The 14,989-nt window shown below is 61.2% G+C and carries 14 protein-coding genes; 6 read left to right on the forward strand and 8 right to left on the reverse strand.

What is annotated here, in order from left to right; genetic code table 11:
* Nucleotides 1-7 precede the first annotated feature (7 nt).
* A complete protein-coding gene (locus tag ACYCCG_RS03960) occupies nucleotides 8-1,789 on the reverse strand; it encodes a KinB sensor domain-containing domain (protein WP_459669488.1) in 1,782 nt (593 codons plus the stop codon).
* Nucleotides 1,786-3,132: a sigma-54-dependent response regulator transcription factor AlgB gene (algB, locus tag ACYCCG_RS03965; protein ID WP_252459044.1), complete on the reverse strand. Its 1,347-nt coding sequence runs from the start codon at nucleotides 3,130-3,132 to the stop codon at nucleotides 1,786-1,788. Before algB ends, ACYCCG_RS03960 begins: the two co-directional genes overlap by 4 nt.
* Nucleotides 3,133-3,341: 209 nt before the next feature.
* On the opposite strand from algB, the gene ACYCCG_RS03970 reads away from it, so the two are divergent.
* The 6 genes from ACYCCG_RS03970 to ACYCCG_RS03995 all read left to right on the forward strand — a co-directional run bounded on the left by ACYCCG_RS03970 (nucleotide 3,342) and on the right by ACYCCG_RS03995 (nucleotide 8,755).
* Nucleotides 3,342-4,163, forward strand: a complete 822-nt coding sequence (locus ACYCCG_RS03970; RefSeq protein ID WP_209968893.1) for a BON domain-containing protein — start codon at nucleotides 3,342-3,344, stop codon at nucleotides 4,161-4,163.
* A 174-nt stretch (nucleotides 4,164-4,337) separates the two neighbouring features.
* Complete coding sequence (locus tag ACYCCG_RS03975) at nucleotides 4,338-4,628, forward strand: hypothetical protein (protein WP_209968889.1); 291 nt, start codon at nucleotides 4,338-4,340, stop codon at nucleotides 4,626-4,628.
* Nucleotides 4,629-4,670: 42 nt separating this feature from the next.
* On the forward strand, nucleotides 4,671-4,832 hold the full coding sequence (locus ACYCCG_RS03980; protein ID WP_003252966.1) for a DUF1328 domain-containing protein: 162 nt from the start codon (nucleotides 4,671-4,673) through the stop codon (nucleotides 4,830-4,832).
* 2 nt (nucleotides 4,833-4,834) lie between these two features.
* Nucleotides 4,835-5,305: an inhibitor of vertebrate lysozyme family protein gene (locus ACYCCG_RS03985; RefSeq protein ID WP_252459043.1), complete on the forward strand. Its 471-nt coding sequence runs from the start codon at nucleotides 4,835-4,837 to the stop codon at nucleotides 5,303-5,305.
* 744 nt (nucleotides 5,306-6,049) lie between these two features.
* Entirely contained in the window at nucleotides 6,050-7,378 is a 1,329-nt protein-coding gene (gene gltP, locus ACYCCG_RS03990) for a glutamate/aspartate:proton symporter GltP (protein ID WP_209968883.1), read from the forward strand.
* 147 nt (nucleotides 7,379-7,525) lie between these two features.
* Nucleotides 7,526-8,755 carry a nucleoside recognition domain-containing protein gene (locus ACYCCG_RS03995; RefSeq protein WP_209968880.1) on the forward strand — a complete coding sequence of 410 codons (1,230 nt, stop codon included), beginning with the start codon at nucleotides 7,526-7,528 and terminating at the stop codon, nucleotides 8,753-8,755.
* Here the strand turns inward: ACYCCG_RS03995 and ACYCCG_RS04000 are convergent.
* The 6 genes from ACYCCG_RS04000 to ACYCCG_RS04025 all read right to left on the reverse strand — a co-directional run bounded on the left by ACYCCG_RS04000 (nucleotide 8,737) and on the right by ACYCCG_RS04025 (nucleotide 14,959).
* On the reverse strand, nucleotides 8,737-9,372 hold the full coding sequence (locus tag ACYCCG_RS04000) for an ABC-type transport auxiliary lipoprotein family protein (RefSeq protein ID WP_176683027.1): 636 nt from the start codon (nucleotides 9,370-9,372) through the stop codon (nucleotides 8,737-8,739). The two genes, ACYCCG_RS03995 and ACYCCG_RS04000, sit on opposite strands and share 19 nt — an antisense overlap.
* Nucleotides 9,369-10,307, reverse strand: coding sequence for an MlaD family protein (locus tag ACYCCG_RS04005; protein ID WP_339533544.1), 939 nt, complete (start codon nucleotides 10,305-10,307; stop codon nucleotides 9,369-9,371). The genes ACYCCG_RS04000 and ACYCCG_RS04005 overlap by 4 nt, the downstream gene beginning before the upstream one ends.
* A 3-nt stretch (nucleotides 10,308-10,310) precedes the next feature.
* Entirely contained in the window at nucleotides 10,311-11,102 is a 792-nt protein-coding gene (locus ACYCCG_RS04010) for an ABC transporter ATP-binding protein (RefSeq protein ID WP_176683029.1), read from the reverse strand.
* Complete coding sequence (locus ACYCCG_RS04015) at nucleotides 11,099-12,232, reverse strand: ABC transporter permease (protein ID WP_209968874.1); 1,134 nt, start codon at nucleotides 12,230-12,232, stop codon at nucleotides 11,099-11,101. The genes ACYCCG_RS04010 and ACYCCG_RS04015 overlap by 4 nt, the downstream gene beginning before the upstream one ends.
* 201 nt (nucleotides 12,233-12,433) lie before the next feature.
* Nucleotides 12,434-13,459 carry a DUF5924 family protein gene (locus tag ACYCCG_RS04020; RefSeq protein ID WP_209968871.1) on the reverse strand — a complete coding sequence of 342 codons (1,026 nt, stop codon included), beginning with the start codon at nucleotides 13,457-13,459 and terminating at the stop codon, nucleotides 12,434-12,436.
* 93 nt (nucleotides 13,460-13,552) lie between these two features.
* Nucleotides 13,553-14,959, reverse strand: a complete 1,407-nt coding sequence (locus ACYCCG_RS04025) for a M16 family metallopeptidase (RefSeq protein ID WP_176683032.1) — start codon at nucleotides 14,957-14,959, stop codon at nucleotides 13,553-13,555.
* Nucleotides 14,960-14,989 lie beyond the last annotated feature (30 nt).

A 14,989-nucleotide genomic window follows, 5' to 3' on the forward strand; every position in this document is an offset into this window, starting at 1 on the left:
AAAGCAGTCAGACCGGCAACGCCATGTAGAACTGGGTCCCCTGCCCCGGCCGAGAAAACACGCCCATGCGCCCTCCGTGCAACTGCACAATCTCCTTGCACAGCGCCAGGCCCAGCCCAGCACCGCCTTTCTTGCGACCTACCTGCACGAAGGGCTCGAAGATGCGCCCTTGCTGCCCATAGGAAATGCCCTCGCCGTTGTCCTCGACGCTGATGATCACCCGTTCCCCATGGCGTCGGGCATGCAGGCGTATGCGCCCGCCGTTGGCAGTGTGGCGGATGGCGTTGTGCAGCAGGTTGTCCAGCACCCGGTCCAGTTGGGCGACGTCGGCCTGGATACGCGGTAGCGGCGGGTCCAGTTCCTTGATCAGTTCGATCTGCTTGTTCGCAGCCTGTTCGGCAAAGCGCAATTGCGCCTGCTCCAGCAGTTCGTCGATGGCACAGGGGGCCAGCTCGAGCTTTTGCAACCCGCTCTGATAACGGGAGAAGTTGAGCAGGTCATTGATCAGTTGGGTCAGGCGCTGCATTTCTTCGCCGATGGTTTCCAGCAGGTCGTACTCGCGGGCCTCGGGCGGGAACTTTACCCGCTCGCGCAGCAGGCCGAAGGCCATGTGCATGCCGGTCACCGGGGTACGCAGTTCGTGGGATGCGCGCAGCACGAATTCGCTGCGCACCCGTTCGAATGCCCTTTGCTCGGTCACATCGTGCAGGACCATCACCGCGCCGAGGATTGGCCCCTGCGGGTGGCTGACCGGGGTCAGGCTGTAGGTGAGTAGACGTGACTCTTCATCGACCTCCATGTTCAGGTCGTCCGGTGGGCGGTCGAGGCTGCCCCCGCGCAGAACCTGGCGTAGTTGTTGCTCAAGCTCGGGTCGCTGCAAGGCTTCGACCAGGCTGCTGCCCACGCGGCTGTCATTCCAGGCCAGCTGGCGCTGCGCCACTGGGTTGAGGTGCTCGAGGCGACCCTGGCGGTCGATGATCAGCAGGCCGTCGTCGATGCTGTCGAGTACGGCCTGTAGTCGCTGCTGGCCGGCCAGCAGCTCGTCAACGTTGGTGGCCTGGTGCTTGCGCAAGGCATCGGCCATCAGACCAAAGCTGCGGGTCAGCTGGTTAAGCTCGGCGGCCTGGGTGACTGGCAAGGTAACGTCGAAATTGCCCTTGCCCAGTTGGTCGGCTGCCTTGGCCAAGGCTTCGATCGGTTGGCCGAAACGCCGGGCGATGTTGTGCGCGGTGATAAAGCCCAGTACCAATACCACCAGCCCCATCAGGCCGAGTACACTACTGACCAGCAAGGCGCGGTCACGGGTGCGTTCCTCGCTACGGGTAATCAGGTCCAATGCCTGCTTGTGGGAATCGATCAGGTCGGTGCGCACCTGATTGAACGCAGCCCCAAGCGGCTGATCGACACCCATGCTGCGAGCGGGTGTGGCGCTGTCGCGATAGGTCTGGAGGAAGGACTGGTAATTGCTGCTGGCCTTGCTGAAACCGGTGCGCTCACCACCTTGCTCCAGCCCTTGGTTGAGCAGGTCCTGGAAGTTGTCCTGCAGCAGCCGTAGGCTTTCCGGGGCGGTGTTTTCATCGAGAATAAGCATCAGCTGTTCGCCCAGGTTCTGGCGCAACTTCAGCCCCACTTCCAGGGCATGGGTGGTATCGCGCACCAGCTGCTGTTGCACTGTAGCCATCTGCAGCATGCTGACCAGGCCCAGCAGCAGCCCTAGCAACGCCACAGTGATGAGCGCCGAGATACTAAGGAAAAGCCGCGTGCGCAGCTTCATGGGCGGCCATTTCATAGGTTGTACTGCTTGCGCTTGCGGTACAGGGTAGAAGCATCGATGCCCAAGGTCTTGGCGGCTTGGTCGAGGGTATCGCTGGCGGCCAGTACGGCACCGATATGGGCACGTTCCAGCTCATCCAGGCTAAGCGCGGCACCTACGCGTGGGGCATTGCCGGCGGGTTGTTCGCCCATGCCCAGGTGGCTGATTTCCACGCGTTCCTGCGGGCAGATGATGCTGGCCCGTTCCACTACGTTGCGCAGTTCGCGAATGTTGCCGGGCCAGCGGTAATTGAGCAGGGCGGCGCGCGCCTCATCACTGAAACCACGGGCGGGTCGGGAGTATTCCTTGACGAAACGGGCGAGGAAACGGTCGGCCAGGATGAGGATGTCTTCACTGCGCTCGCGCAGGGGGGGCAGGTGCAGGGTAATCACGTTCAAGCGATACAGCAGGTCTTCGCGGAAGCGGCTTTCGCGCACCATCTCTTCGAGGTTTAGGTTGGTGGCAGCCAGGATACGCACATCGGCACGTCGGGTAACCGGGTCGCCGACACGTTCGTATTCCTTGTCCTGAATGAAGCGCAGCAGTTTGGGTTGCAAGGTCAGCGGGAAATCGCCGATCTCGTCGAGGAAGAGTGTGCCCCCGTCAGCCTGGTTCACCCGTCCCAGGGTGCTTTCGCTGGCGCCGGTGAAGGCGCCGCGGGTATGGCCGAATAGCTCGCTTTCCATCAGCTCGGCGTTAAGCGACGGGCAGTTGATGGTCACACAGGCTTTGCGTGCACGCTTGCTCCAGCCATGAATGGCACGAGCCAGCTCGCCCTTGCCGGTACCCGATTCTCCAAGGATGAGGATGTTGGCGTCGGTGATGGCGACTTGGCGGGCAGTTTCAAGCACCGCCATCATGGCCGGGCTATGGGAATCCAGGCCGTCCTTGGGCTTGCGTACTTCACCTTCCAGGGCTTCCAGGCGCGCAGAAAGCTGGCGCACCTCCAGTTGCTTGGCGGTGGCCAGGCGCAACTGGTCGGGGCTGCACGGTTTGACCAGGTAGTCGGCAGCGCCGGCCTGTATGGCGTCTACTGCGGTGTCGATCGCCGAGTGCGCAGTGACGATCACCACCCGCATCCACGGGGCCTGGATACGCATTTGCGCCAGCACGTCGAGGCCGTTGTCTTCACCCAGGCGCAAATCGAGGAAGCACAGGTCGAACACCTGGCGTTGCAGCAGGCTCTCTGCCTGGGCGGCACTGTTGGCCGTGGCCACACTGTAGCCCTCGTCTTCCAGGCAGTAGCGGAAGGTGCGCAGGATTGCGGACTCGTCATCCACCAGCAGAATGCGGCCTTGGTTGTCCTGGGCTGATTCCATTTCCTGTGCTCCTTAGGATAGATCTTTATTTAGTGTGGGAAAAATCGGGCAAGTTGCATGGTCAATTCTGAAGGATTCTGTCCTTTGCATGCTAGCCAATGGCCAAACGATGCCCACGAGCCGCGATTCTTCAATGATTTGCTTAGAGGCACGCGCTGGCACATTGGTTGCGATGATTTTCAGATTTTGCCCACGAAGGAGGCACTGTCATGCCCTTTTCCCTGCGTACAGCCGTTTTGGCCGCCACCCTGCTGCCAATATTTACCCCAGCATTCGCCGACCCTGTGCAGGACGCGCGCCTGGAAGGCGCCCTGCAAACCGCTTTGTCACTGAACCGGATGCTCGACCCATTTCGTATCAAGGTTGAAGTGAACGGCAAGCAGGCGCGGCTTTCCGGTGAGGTGGAGAACGAGGTCGAGCGGCAGTTGGCCGAGGACGTGGCCCGTGCTACCCGGGGTATCGAACAGGTAGAGAACCTGCTGCAGCTTAATACCCAACTGGTGGAGCGTCCGCTGGAGCTGCGTGCCTACGCCCAGCGCCTGGAAGACGTGACCCTGGCGGCTGTGGTGCGTGCTCGGCTGTTGTGGAGCCGTACCACCGAAAAGGCACCTATAGAAGTACAAAGCAGTGAGGGTGTGGTGACGTTGCGTGGCAAGGTCGACAGTGCCGAAGCCAAGGAGCTGGCGGGCGTGCTGGCGCGTACCACCGACGGCGTGTATCTGGTCAACAACCTGGTCAGCCTCGATACCGCCGCCATGGCCAAGGCGCGGGAAACACCAGTGGGCGCGCCAACCGGGCCGCAACCAAGCGACAGCTGGGTCGTCGACAAGATCCAGAGCAGCTATCGCTTCAGTCGCAACCTCGATGGCCTGAACCTGAAGGTGGCCAGCGAAGCAGGCATGGTGCGGCTCTCGGGCGAGGTGGTTAGCGCGGAGCAGAAAACCATCGCTGTGGAGATCGCCCGGCAAATCATCGGCGTACGGGGCGTGGATGCTGACCTGCTGAAGGTGGCCACCAAGGTCGAAGGCTGATCGTGCAATTCGCACGAACCCACAGGCGCCATCGTGCAGGATACGTCCTCGTGGTGTAGTTGCTTATTGTATAACTAGTTGATTTATAACGATTTTATAAAAATCAAAAGGCTGGCATGCAGGCTGCAATTACCTGTTCAGGTTTGAACAAAAATTACAGCAGGAGGAGCCAGCATGAATCGCCAACCCGTCAACCGCTCGCAGAGCGCCGCACTGCCTTTGCGCCAGGTGCTGACACTCGGCATGGCGATGCTGCTGACCTTGGCCGCTGGCCTCTTCTATTACAGCTTGCAGACGGCGCGTCTGGCTGAGCAGGTGGCAGCTCAAACTGCCCTGTTGACGCAGATTCAGGTAACTCGTGCCAACACCTTGGCCAAGGCCGCTGACTGGCAGCCAGCTAGCCAGGCCATTGCCTCACCGGCCACTGTGGAAAAAGTTGTTCCCCAGGAGCGTTGGGTTTTTTGACCTGACGGCCGGATCGATTCCGCAAAAGAAAGGAGAACTACCATGCTGAGTTGGGCTATCACTTTCCTCATCATCGCCATTGTCGCCGCGGTACTGGGCTTCGGTGGTATCGCGGGCGCTGCAACAGGTATCGCCAAGATCCTGTTCATTGTCTTCCTGGTGTTGTTTGTAGCCTCCTTCTTCTTTGGACGCGGACGAGGTTAAAGATGGGCAGGAAGCTTCGTTCAGCCGTGGTCGCCGCCCTGTTGCTGGGCTGTAGCGCGGCGGCCATGGCGGCCAATGACGGCCAGGCTCGGGTTGACCAGCTGCTCGGCTCGGACCCGGAGTACCGGGAAACCTGGCAGGACACCATCGAAGGCGAGGAACGCCTGCCCGATTGGGTGGTCAACCTGACCGGCAGTGCCCAGCAGCAGATGTCTGCGGTTACTGAAGACGGCGACAAGTTTCTGGTCGGACCGCTGTGCGAAAAGCAGGACAATTGCACCTACAAGCGGCTGATCGTGGCGTTCAGCTGGGACAAGGATGATGCCTATGGGATGCTCGTGGAGGTACCCGAAGGTTTGCCGGGCGACAAGTCGCCCACCCGTCATGCGCAGTACCGCTGGCTGGGCGAGCCCGACGACGGCATGAAGGCAATGCTGCAGGAGCAGCTCAAGCGTGACCCGAACTGGTACTGAGCATTTATTGCCGGTACGGATGAAAGGTCACTCACTGTCACGTAATAGAAGCTGAAGCTTTCTATAGTTCAGCCTTCTATGATGCGCCGCCCCGAGGAGGGGTAGCACATGACCAAGGGGCCGGGCTGCTCTGGTTGCTACAGGATCGGAGTGGCCTAGGGGTACAGGGAGTGCCTCCAGTAATGGGCCGGGTCAGGAAAGGCGAAATCGGAAGTCTCAGGTCGGCGGTGTCACAGGGATACTTTGCCAGACCTGACTTCCGAGGAGCCCTGTAGGAAACGTCGCTTCCCTTGCGCGTTTTTCCCTTGAGACACATTTTGTCTCGACCGTACATCAAATTTTTTTCGACCATCTCGGTGCCTCTACAAGTGGCATTTCCGCCATTCGGATTGTCGAACAGGCCATCCTTCGTGCCCAATCTGTACCGCCAAATCTGCCGAAATATGGCGGTTTGGTCTTGTTCGGGATTCCGAATGTTATAAATCAAGCACTTGCGAAGCTGCCAACTAGGTCGAAAACAGTATGCATAAACGGCATGCGTCATGCGTTTCCGGCATTAGCTTTCGCCCCTTGCCGTCGCAATAGTTGCCGCCTTTTTCGCTGGCCAGAGCGCCCTGTCGCTCACCTGCGGTGTCCTTACATGACGTCGCCTGACGGAAGACCTTACTGCTCGTGACCTTGCCTATGGCTCTGTTACGCGTGTTTCCGCCAGGTGCCATGACCACTAAAACAAAGGGTAAAGACATGAAGAAGGCAAAACTGAGCCTCGCCTGGCAGATCGTTATCGGTCTGGTCCTGGGTGTTGCAATCGGCGCGCTACTGAATCATTTCAGTGCAGAAAAGGCATGGTGGATCAGCAACGTCCTTCAGCCCGCTGGTGACATCTTCATCCGCCTGATCAAGATGATCGTCGTCCCGATCGTGATTTCGTCGCTGATCGTGGGTATCGCCGGTGTTGGCGACGCGAAGAAACTGGGCAGCATCGGGCTGAAGACCATCATCTACTTCGAAGTGGTGACCACGATCGCCATCGTCGTAGGCCTGGTGCTGGCCAACCTGTTCCACCCGGGCGCCGGCATCGACATGAGCACTCTGGGCACTGTGGACATCTCCAAGTACCAGGCGACAGCGGCCGAAGTGCAGCATGAGCACGCGTTCATCGAAACCCTGCTGAACCTGATCCCGTCGAACATCTTCGCAGCGCTGATGCGTGGCGAAATGTTGCCAATCATCTTCTTCTCGGTGATGTTCGGCCTGGGTCTGTCGAGCCTGCAGGCAGAGTTGCGTGACCCGCTGGTTCGTACCTTCCAGGCCGTTTCGGAAACCATGTTCAAGGTCACTCACATGATCATGAACTACGCCCCGATCGGCGTGTTCGCCCTGATTGCCGTGACCGTGGCCAACTTCGGTTTCAGCTCGCTGCTGCCGCTGGCCAAGCTGGTGCTCCTGGTGTACTTCGCCATCGCCTTCTTCGCCTTCATGGTACTGGGCCTGGTGGCCCGCGTGTTCGGCTTCTCGGTGATCAAGATCATGCGCATCATGAAAGATGAGCTGATCCTGGCCTACTCCACCTCCAGTTCGGAAACCGTGCTGCCGCGGGTGATCGAGAAGATGGAGAAGTACGGTGCGCCAAAGTCGATCTGCTCGTTCGTGGTACCGACCGGCTACTCGTTCAACCTCGACGGTTCGACCCTGTACCAGAGCATCGCGGCGATCTTCATTGCCCAGCTGTACGGTATCGACCTGTCGTGGAGCCAGCAACTGCTGCTGGTACTGACCCTGATGGTTACCTCCAAAGGCATCGCTGGTGTGCCGGGCGTATCGTTCGTGGTACTGCTGGCCACCCTGGGCAGCGTGGGTATCCCGCTGGAAGGCCTGGCCTTCATCGCCGGTGTGGACCGCATCATGGACATGGCCCGGACTGCGCTGAACGTTGTGGGCAACGCCTTGGCTGCGTTGGTCATTGCTCGCTGGGAAGGCATGTACGACGCCGCCAAGGGCGAGAAGTACTATGCCTCGCTGATGGCCGAGAAGCGGGAAGCTGTAGTGGTTGGCGAAACCGCCAAGCGCTGAGCCTGATGGCTGTTTGACCAAGAGCCCCGACTTGTCGGGGCTTTTTGTTATCTGCGTGATCTTGAGCCGCGCCTGCAAAGGCTCGCGATCGCCAGTCACAGGCTGCGATACGCTATTATTCGGGCACTTTTCAGGGGGAACATACGGATGCTCAACGGCCTTTGGCTCGGATTTTTCCTGGTGGCGGCGGTGTCCGCCCTGGCCCAATGGCTGGTAGGTGGCAACGCTGGCATCTTCGCGGCAATGGTCGAAAGCATCTTTGCCATGGCCAAACTGTCGGTCGAGGTAATGGTGTTGCTGTTCGGCACGCTGACCCTGTGGCTGGGCTTTCTCAAAATCGCCGAAAAAGCCGGCATCGTCGAATGGCTGGCCAAGGTGCTGGGCCCGTTGTTCGCCCGTCTTATGCCGGAGGTGCCGCCCGGCCACCCGGCCCTGGGCCTGATCACCATGAACTTCGCTGCCAACGGCCTGGGCCTGGACAATGCCGCCACGCCGATAGGCCTGAAGGCCATGCGGGCGCTGCAGGAGCTGAACCCCAGCAGCACTACGGCAAGCAATGCGCAGATTCTGTTCCTTGTGCTCAACGCCTCGTCGCTGACCCTGCTGCCGGTGACCATCTTCATGTATCGGGCCCAGCAAGGTGCGGCAGATCCGGCCATGGTGTTCCTGCCAATCTTGCTGGCTACCAGCGTCTCGACCGTGGTCGGCCTGCTGTCAGTGGCGGTGATGCAGCGCTTGCGCCTGTGGGACCCGGTCGTGCTCGCCTACTTCATTCCCGGTGCCTTGCTGCTGGGTGGTTTCATGGCTTTTCTTGGCACGTTGTCGGCGGCTGCGCTGGCAAGTCTGTCGTCAGTGTTGGGCAACCTCACGTTGTTTGGCGTGATCATGCTGTTCCTGGTGATCGGCGCCCTGAGACGCGTGCAGGTATATGAAGCCTTTGTCGAAGGTGCCAAGGAAGGCTTTGATGTGGCCAGGAACCTGTTGCCCTACCTGGTGGCGATGTTGGTGGCGGTGGGTGTGCTACGTGCGTCAGGTGCCCTTGAGCTGGCCTTGGAAGGCATTCGCCATGCGGTGAACTGGATGGGCATGGATACACGCTTCGTCGAAGGCTTGCCGACGGCGCTGGTCAAACCGCTCTCTGGCAGCGCTGCACGGGCGATGCTGATCGAGACCATGCAGACCCACGGCGTGGACAGTTTCCCGGCGCTGCTGGCGGCGACTATCCAGGGCAGTACCGAAACAACCTTCTATGTGCTGGCGGTGTACTTTGGTGCCGTGGGCATCCAGCGCGTGCGCCATGCAGTGGGCTGCGCACTGCTGGCCGAGTTGTCCGGCGTGATCGCGGCGATCTTTGTCTGCTATTGGTTCTTTGCCTGAACCTTCAGTTGTGCCTGATTGGCCTGGGTGATGGTCCAGTTCACGACTTGCCCCACCAGTTGGTCGCTGGCCTGGCCGAAGCCGGCGACCACTGCTGATACCCGTGTATCGTCCAGCGGTTGGCGGATTTCGAAGCGCTTGCTGGCCAGGATGCGTTGGTTGCGGCCCTGGACCAAGCGAGCGTCATAGCGGATCACCACCTCCACTCCCCCATCTGTGCGGTATTCACTCTGAAATGCCTGCAGCTCGCCGGCCAACTCGTAGTCAGCCTGCAGGTTGCTGTCGTCGGCGCTCAGGCGCTGTACCTGGCCCTCTCGCTGGAACCCATCGAGCAAGCGGTTGCGCAGCAGTACCGGGGCCGCATCGCTCCAGCGCGCGCCCTTGTAGCTGCTCACCACATTGCCTTGGGGAATCACGGCAATCCTTGGCCCCGCCAACACTTCACTGGCCAGTGGCTTGTTCAGGCGCAATGACCAGTCCAGCGCCGGTGCCGTGCGGCTAGGTTGATTTACCGGCAGGCGATAAAGGTCCACAGGTTCGCTCTTCGGCAGGATCGAGCAGGCACTGGCCAGGCTCAGCGAGGCCGCCAGGGTCAGCAGGCGCAGCGACGGATTCATGGCTGGAACTCCTTGTTGTTGTCGCGGCCAAGCAGGTAGCCGCTTGGGTCGGCCTCCAGTTGCCGGGAAATGCCTTTGAGTGCGTTAAGGGTTTCGCGCAGTTCACGAATGGCCGGGGCAAGCTGGTTCAGGCTCTGGGCGCCGTCACCAATAGCCTCGCTGTTGTTCTGGAGCAGGTTATTGATGGTTGCCGTGCTTTGGGCCAGTGACTGCATGGCCTGTTCGGCACTGCCGATCGCCTGTTTGCCTTCGCTAGCCAGCAGGCCGTTGGCATTGCGCATCAGCGCCTGGGTTTCGGCCAAGGTGGCACTGGCCTGCTTGCCCACCTGCACCAGCTGCTCGATGGCCTCGGCGATGCTGCCGTGCTGGCCGGCAAAGGCGCCGGTGGTCTTGTCGAGGTTGGCCAGCGTGTTGCTGAGGTGGCCTATGTTGTCCTCGGAGAACATCTGGTTGGCGTTGTGTAGCAGCATGTTGATGTTGGTCACCAGGTCGCTGCTGTCGTTGAGCAGGCGCGAGATTGGCGATGGCGAAGCGATGATCACCGGCAGCTTGCCATCCTTGCCTTTAAGCTCTGGGCTTTGCGGGGTGCCGCCGCTGAGCTGGATGAACGAGTTGCCGGTGACGCCGGCCAGGGTCAGTTTGGCCTGGGTGTCTTCCTTCACCGGGGTATCGGCGCTCAGGCGCACCCGTGCCAATACCCGGCGCGGGTCTTTCGGGTCCAGGCGCAGGGTGGACACGTCGCCCACCTTGATGCCGTTGTACTGCACCGTGCTGCCACGGGAAAGGCCAGACACGGCTTCGTTGAACACTACTTCGTAATCCTTGAAGGCGTCGTCGACACTGGACTTGGCCAGCCACAGGCCGAACAGCATGGCCCCGGCCACCACCAGAACGGTGACCAGGCCGATGAGGACGTGATGGGCTCGGGTTTCCATTGCTCAGCGCTCCTGCCCGGCACGGGTGGCAGCCTGTTCGGCTGCGCGCCCACGTGGGCCGTGAAAGTATTCTTGGATCCAGGTGTCGTTGGTCTTTTCGACCTCGGCCAGCGGGCCGGCCACCAGGACTTTCTTCTGCGACAGCACCGCGATACGGTCGGTAATGGTGTACAGGGTGTCGAGGTCGTGGGTGATCAGGAACACCGATAGGCCCAGCGCATCGCGCAGGGTAAGGATCAACTGGTCAAATGCTGCCGCACCGATCGGGTCCAGGCCAGCTGTGGGTTCGTCGAGGAACAGGATGTCCGGATCCAGGGCCAAGGCACGGGCCAGCGCTGCGCGCTTGATCATGCCCCCCGACAGCGAGGCCGGGTACTTGTCGGCAGCCGAGATCGGCAACCCGGCAAGGGCCAGTTTCACCCCGGCCAGGTGCTCGGCATCACTACGAGACAGCCCGGCGTGCTCGATCAGCGGCAAGGCCACGTTTTCGGTCACCGTCAGCGAAGAGAACAGCGCGCCCTTCTGGAACAACACGCCAAAGCGCCGTTCGACCAGTGAACGCTGTTCTTCGCGCAAGCCGGCCAGGTCCTGGCCGAGCACCTTGATCTGCCCTTGATTGGGGCGGCGCAGGCCAATGATGCTGCGCAGAAGCACCGACTTGCCGCTGCCTGAGCCGCCTACCACGGCGAGGATTTCGCCGCGGTACAGGTCAAGGTCAAGGTTTTCATGCACCACCTGGCGGCCGAAGCGGTTGCAGATGCCGCGGGCTTCGATTACGCAATCCTGGCCACTCACCAGCCCATCTCCATGAAGAACAGTGCTGCCACCGCATCCAGCACGATGACCACAAAAATCGACTGCACCACTGCCGAGGTCGTGTGTGCCCCCACCGACTCGGCGCTGCCGCTGACCTTGAAGCCTTCCAGGCAGCCGATGGCGGCGATCAGGAAGGCGAAGAACGGTGCCTTGGCCAAGCCTACCAGGAAGTGCTGCACGCCAATGTCGCTTTGCAGCAGCGACAGGAACATGGCCGGTGAAATATCCAGTGTCAGGGCGCATACCACCGCACCCCCAACGATGCCGCAGATCATCGCGACAAAGGTGAGCAACGGTAGCGAAATCAGCAGGGCCAGTACCCGCGGCACCACCAGCAGCTCCATGGGGTTGAGGCCCAGCGTGCGGATGGCGTCAATTTCTTCATTGGCCTTCATCGAGCCGATTTGCGCGGTGAACGCGCTGGCAGTGCGGCCGGCCATGAGAATGGCTGTCAGCAGCACGGCGAACTCGCGCAGGAACGAGAACGCAACCAGGTCGACGGTAAAAATGGTCGCGCCGAAGTCAGCCAGCACCGTGGCGCCAAGGAAAGCGACTACGGCGCCCACCAGGAATGTCAGCAACGCAACGATGGGCGCGGCATCCAGCCCAGTCTGTTCAATGTGTGCCACTACAGGAGTGAAGCGCCAGCGATGTGGCTGGAAAGCGCGGCGCAGCAAGGTTTCGAGAATCACACCGACGAAACCAAGCAATTGCATGCTGTCCTGCCAGAGCGTGCCGACGGCGCAACCGATACGCTCCAGCAGCTGCAACAGCACATTGCGCTCGGCCTCCTTGACCGGGATGCAGTAATCCTGGACCGAGCAGTAGACATTCTTCAGCAGCGCCCGGCTGGCCTCAGGCAGTTCGTGGGTGCAGCGCGACAGGCGCTCGGAGCCTAGCAGTTCGGCCAGCAGCGAAGCGCCGGCGGTGTCCAGGCGGCCCAACTGGCTGAGATCGGCGACGGTGTCGGCAGCGCACTGCGTGCGCAGGCGCTCGCTCTCGCGCTTGAGGTTGGCGTAGTGTGCCAAGGTCCAGTCACCGGTAATACGCAGGCAGGCCGGTTGGCTGCTGGTGTCCAGGGTGGCGCAGGGGGTGGTCATAGGCTCCATGCAATTGACTCGGCGCTAAGGCTTAGGGGCTGATCATAGCGCAGGGGGCAGGGGCTGTTTGGTGATTATGTGCTGTGTGCACGCTTGGCAACCGTGACCTGGAGCAGCCTCGAGTTGCGAAGCGGTCGTGAGCGCGCACGGAAGTGGCGTGCTGTACCGACCCTTTCGCAGCACAAGGCTGCTCCGGCGCTAGGCAGGGTGTCAATTACCCGCTGGTGCATCATTGACCACCTTGAAGCGCAGCACACCGATCACTTGCCCATCCTCGGTCAGCACCCTCACCTGCCACTTGCCTACCGGGTTGGGTGGGAAGTTCTGCTTGTGGGTCCAGGCCCGATAGCCTTCCTTGCGCCCGCCGTGGATGTCCAGGGCAATGCGGTCGACCTCCTTGCCGTCCTTTTGCCACACATGGTAGATCCGTTCGTTCAGGCCGCGTGGTGCGTTGATGGCGGTATAGGCATACAGGCCACTGCTGCGGATGCGGCTGGCAGCAATTTCGTCCAGTGAGTCGCCGGGTTGGCGGTTCAGCACTTCGGTACTCACCGCCACCTCGGTCATCCACAGGGTTGCCGGCGGTACCCAAGAGCGCAGCAGCCAGCCCCCGGCACCGACCGACAGGGTAACCAGCACCAGTGCCACCGCGCGGCGCCAATTGTTGATCGGGAAGCTGCTGGCCAGGCTGGGGAACGACAGGACCATGGCCGCGATCAGGGCCAGCTTGAAGCTTTGTGCGGTGGTCAGGTGCAGGATGATCGGGAGCGCGGTCAGCAGAGCAGCGAACAACGTCAGGGTATGCAGCGCCAGGAACAGCCAGCGCCGCGGTGCCAGCCACTTGTAGTACAGCGGGTCGATGATCGAAACCAGGCCGGCTGCGCCGAGCAAGCCGGTGAAGACCAGCTGACCGCTGTTCCAGGTGGTTGTGATGAAAAAGAACGGCAGCACGAAGAACAGCGTTTCCTGGTGGATCATCTGCGTTGCGTAGCGCAACAGCGGCTGAGGGATCTCGCGGTTGAAAGTGCGCGCGAACAGCCCGGTGAGGGTGTTCTCCAGCATCAGCCAGACCCAGCTGACCAGCATGAGCACAGCGACCCAGCTGGCCAGGCCGGCTTGGCGGTCGACCAGGATGAAGCTGCCGATACCAGAGAGGAAACCGCCGAGCGCGATGATGCCGGGGTAGCGCTTGAGTAGTTCGATGATGCGCTGGACGATATGGGGGATTTGGGGCATTGGGGGCTACAACAGAAAAGTGAGGTGGCTGTGCCAGCTTCTGCGCGGGCAACCCCGCGAAAGGGCAAGTACTGGCAAAAGGATACCGCCGATTCACTGCCGCCGTGTAGCACCACTGGGCCGTTCAGGCCCTTGCCGCCGCCAGCGCAACAGCCCCGCCGCCAGGACCAGCCCTACAAGCAAGGCCATCAGTCCGTAAAGCTCGTCATAGCCTAGCAACGGCTTTTCGATGCGCACATAGCCATCTTCCTTGAGCAGAGCCTTCAGCGCCTCGTTGGCCTGTTCCAGGCTGACCTGGCGCAGCTTGCGCACCGGGTTGGCAAAGCGCCCTTCGGTATAGTCGTTCAGCGCCCCCCAGTAGTAGTCGGCCAAGGCACTGTTGCCTTGGGTGCTCCAGCTTTCCTTGCCGATGCTGGCTTCCTTGATGCGGGCGAAGGTGTCCGGGTCCAGCCCTTCCTTGCGCAGGTGGTCGAACATGCCCTGCATCACCTTGATGGCCTTGTCGATGTCATCGCGCTCAAGGTCCGCATTGAGGCTGAGCAGGCCGGTGTCGCCAAAGCTCTCACGCTGCACGGAGGGGCCGTAGGATAGCTCGTTGCGCAGGCGCAGCTGGTCGTACAGCGCCCAGTCCAGGTAGCGCGACAGCAGGTCGAGTGTGGCTTGGTGGTCGTTGTCCAGCACCGGCTCGATGAACAGCCAGTGCAGTTTGACGCCATCGCCCAGCCAGCCGCGGGTCAGGTTGCGACGCTGCTCGGCCTGTCGGGTGATGCTTTCAAGGTTGCGACGCTCTTCTGGTTCAGTGGCGGGCAGTTCGCCAAACGACCGCTCCAGATAGGCCGGAAGCAGGCGGTCGAGGCCACCGACCATGATCAGGGTCATGTTGTTGGCCGCGTACCAGCGGTCACGCAAAGCCTGTACTTGCGCCAAGGTCATGTCGTCGAGGTTGGAGCGCTCCGGGCATTTCAGGCCCAGCTCGGTGGCCAACTGGTCGCTGGCGGGGTGGCCGATATCCTGGCGATCGAGCCAGCGCTGCAGGTGGCCATAGTGGCCGCCATCTTCGCGCTCTATGATGCGCTTGGCGGTGGCCAAGGTCTTGGCGTCGATGCGGGTATCGCGGATGACTGCCAACAGCAGGTCGAGGACCTTACGCTGGTTGCGCGCCGGGGCCTCGATGACAAAGGTGGTGTCGGCACTGCTGGTATAGGCGTTCCACTCGCCGCCAAGCGCTTGCAAGCGCTCTTCCAGCCCGCCTTCGCCTGTTTCGTCGATACCACTGAACAACAGGTGCTCAAGCAGGTGTGGCAGCTCTTTCTGCTCGCAGTCGAAATCATCCAGGCCCACGCCGACCACCAGACGAATCGCCACATGGTCACGTTCGTAACCGTTTTTCAGGATGACCTGCAGACCATTAGGCAAAAGGTAGCCTTCAACCCGCGAGCGGTCGAGGGCGAACGAGGGCAGGCTGCAGATCAGCAGGCAAACGAACATCAGGCAACGCATGGGCGAGCGAGGGTCCTCAGCTAGGAGAAA

The sequence above is a fragment of the Pseudomonas sp. VEM90 genome (assembly GCF_054611535.1).

Excerpts from the sequence above, each read along its gene's own strand:
- ACYCCG_RS03960 (WP_459669488.1), bottom strand. The coding sequence starts at position 1,789 with ATGAAATGGCCGCCCATGAAGCTGCGCACGCGGCTTTTCCTTAGTATC.
- algB (WP_252459044.1), bottom strand. The coding sequence starts at position 3,132 with ATGGAATCAGCCCAGGACAACCAAGGCCGCATTCTGCTGGTGGATGAC.
- ACYCCG_RS03970 (WP_209968893.1), top strand. The coding sequence starts at position 3,342 with ATGCCCTTTTCCCTGCGTACAGCCGTTTTGGCCGCCACCCTGCTGCCA.
- ACYCCG_RS03975 (WP_209968889.1), top strand. The coding sequence starts at position 4,338 with ATGAATCGCCAACCCGTCAACCGCTCGCAGAGCGCCGCACTGCCTTTG.
- ACYCCG_RS03980 (WP_003252966.1), top strand. The coding sequence starts at position 4,671 with ATGCTGAGTTGGGCTATCACTTTCCTCATCATCGCCATTGTCGCCGCG.
- ACYCCG_RS03985 (WP_252459043.1), top strand. The coding sequence starts at position 4,835 with ATGGGCAGGAAGCTTCGTTCAGCCGTGGTCGCCGCCCTGTTGCTGGGC.
- gltP (WP_209968883.1), top strand. The coding sequence starts at position 6,050 with ATGAAGAAGGCAAAACTGAGCCTCGCCTGGCAGATCGTTATCGGTCTG.
- ACYCCG_RS03995 (WP_209968880.1), top strand. The coding sequence starts at position 7,526 with ATGCTCAACGGCCTTTGGCTCGGATTTTTCCTGGTGGCGGCGGTGTCC.
- ACYCCG_RS04000 (WP_176683027.1), bottom strand. The coding sequence starts at position 9,372 with ATGAATCCGTCGCTGCGCCTGCTGACCCTGGCGGCCTCGCTGAGCCTG.
- ACYCCG_RS04005 (WP_339533544.1), bottom strand. The coding sequence starts at position 10,307 with ATGGAAACCCGAGCCCATCACGTCCTCATCGGCCTGGTCACCGTTCTG.
- ACYCCG_RS04015 (WP_209968874.1), bottom strand. The coding sequence starts at position 12,232 with ATGGAGCCTATGACCACCCCCTGCGCCACCCTGGACACCAGCAGCCAA.
- ACYCCG_RS04020 (WP_209968871.1), bottom strand. The coding sequence starts at position 13,459 with ATGCCCCAAATCCCCCATATCGTCCAGCGCATCATCGAACTACTCAAG.
- ACYCCG_RS04025 (WP_176683032.1), bottom strand. The coding sequence starts at position 14,959 with ATGCGTTGCCTGATGTTCGTTTGCCTGCTGATCTGCAGCCTGCCCTCG.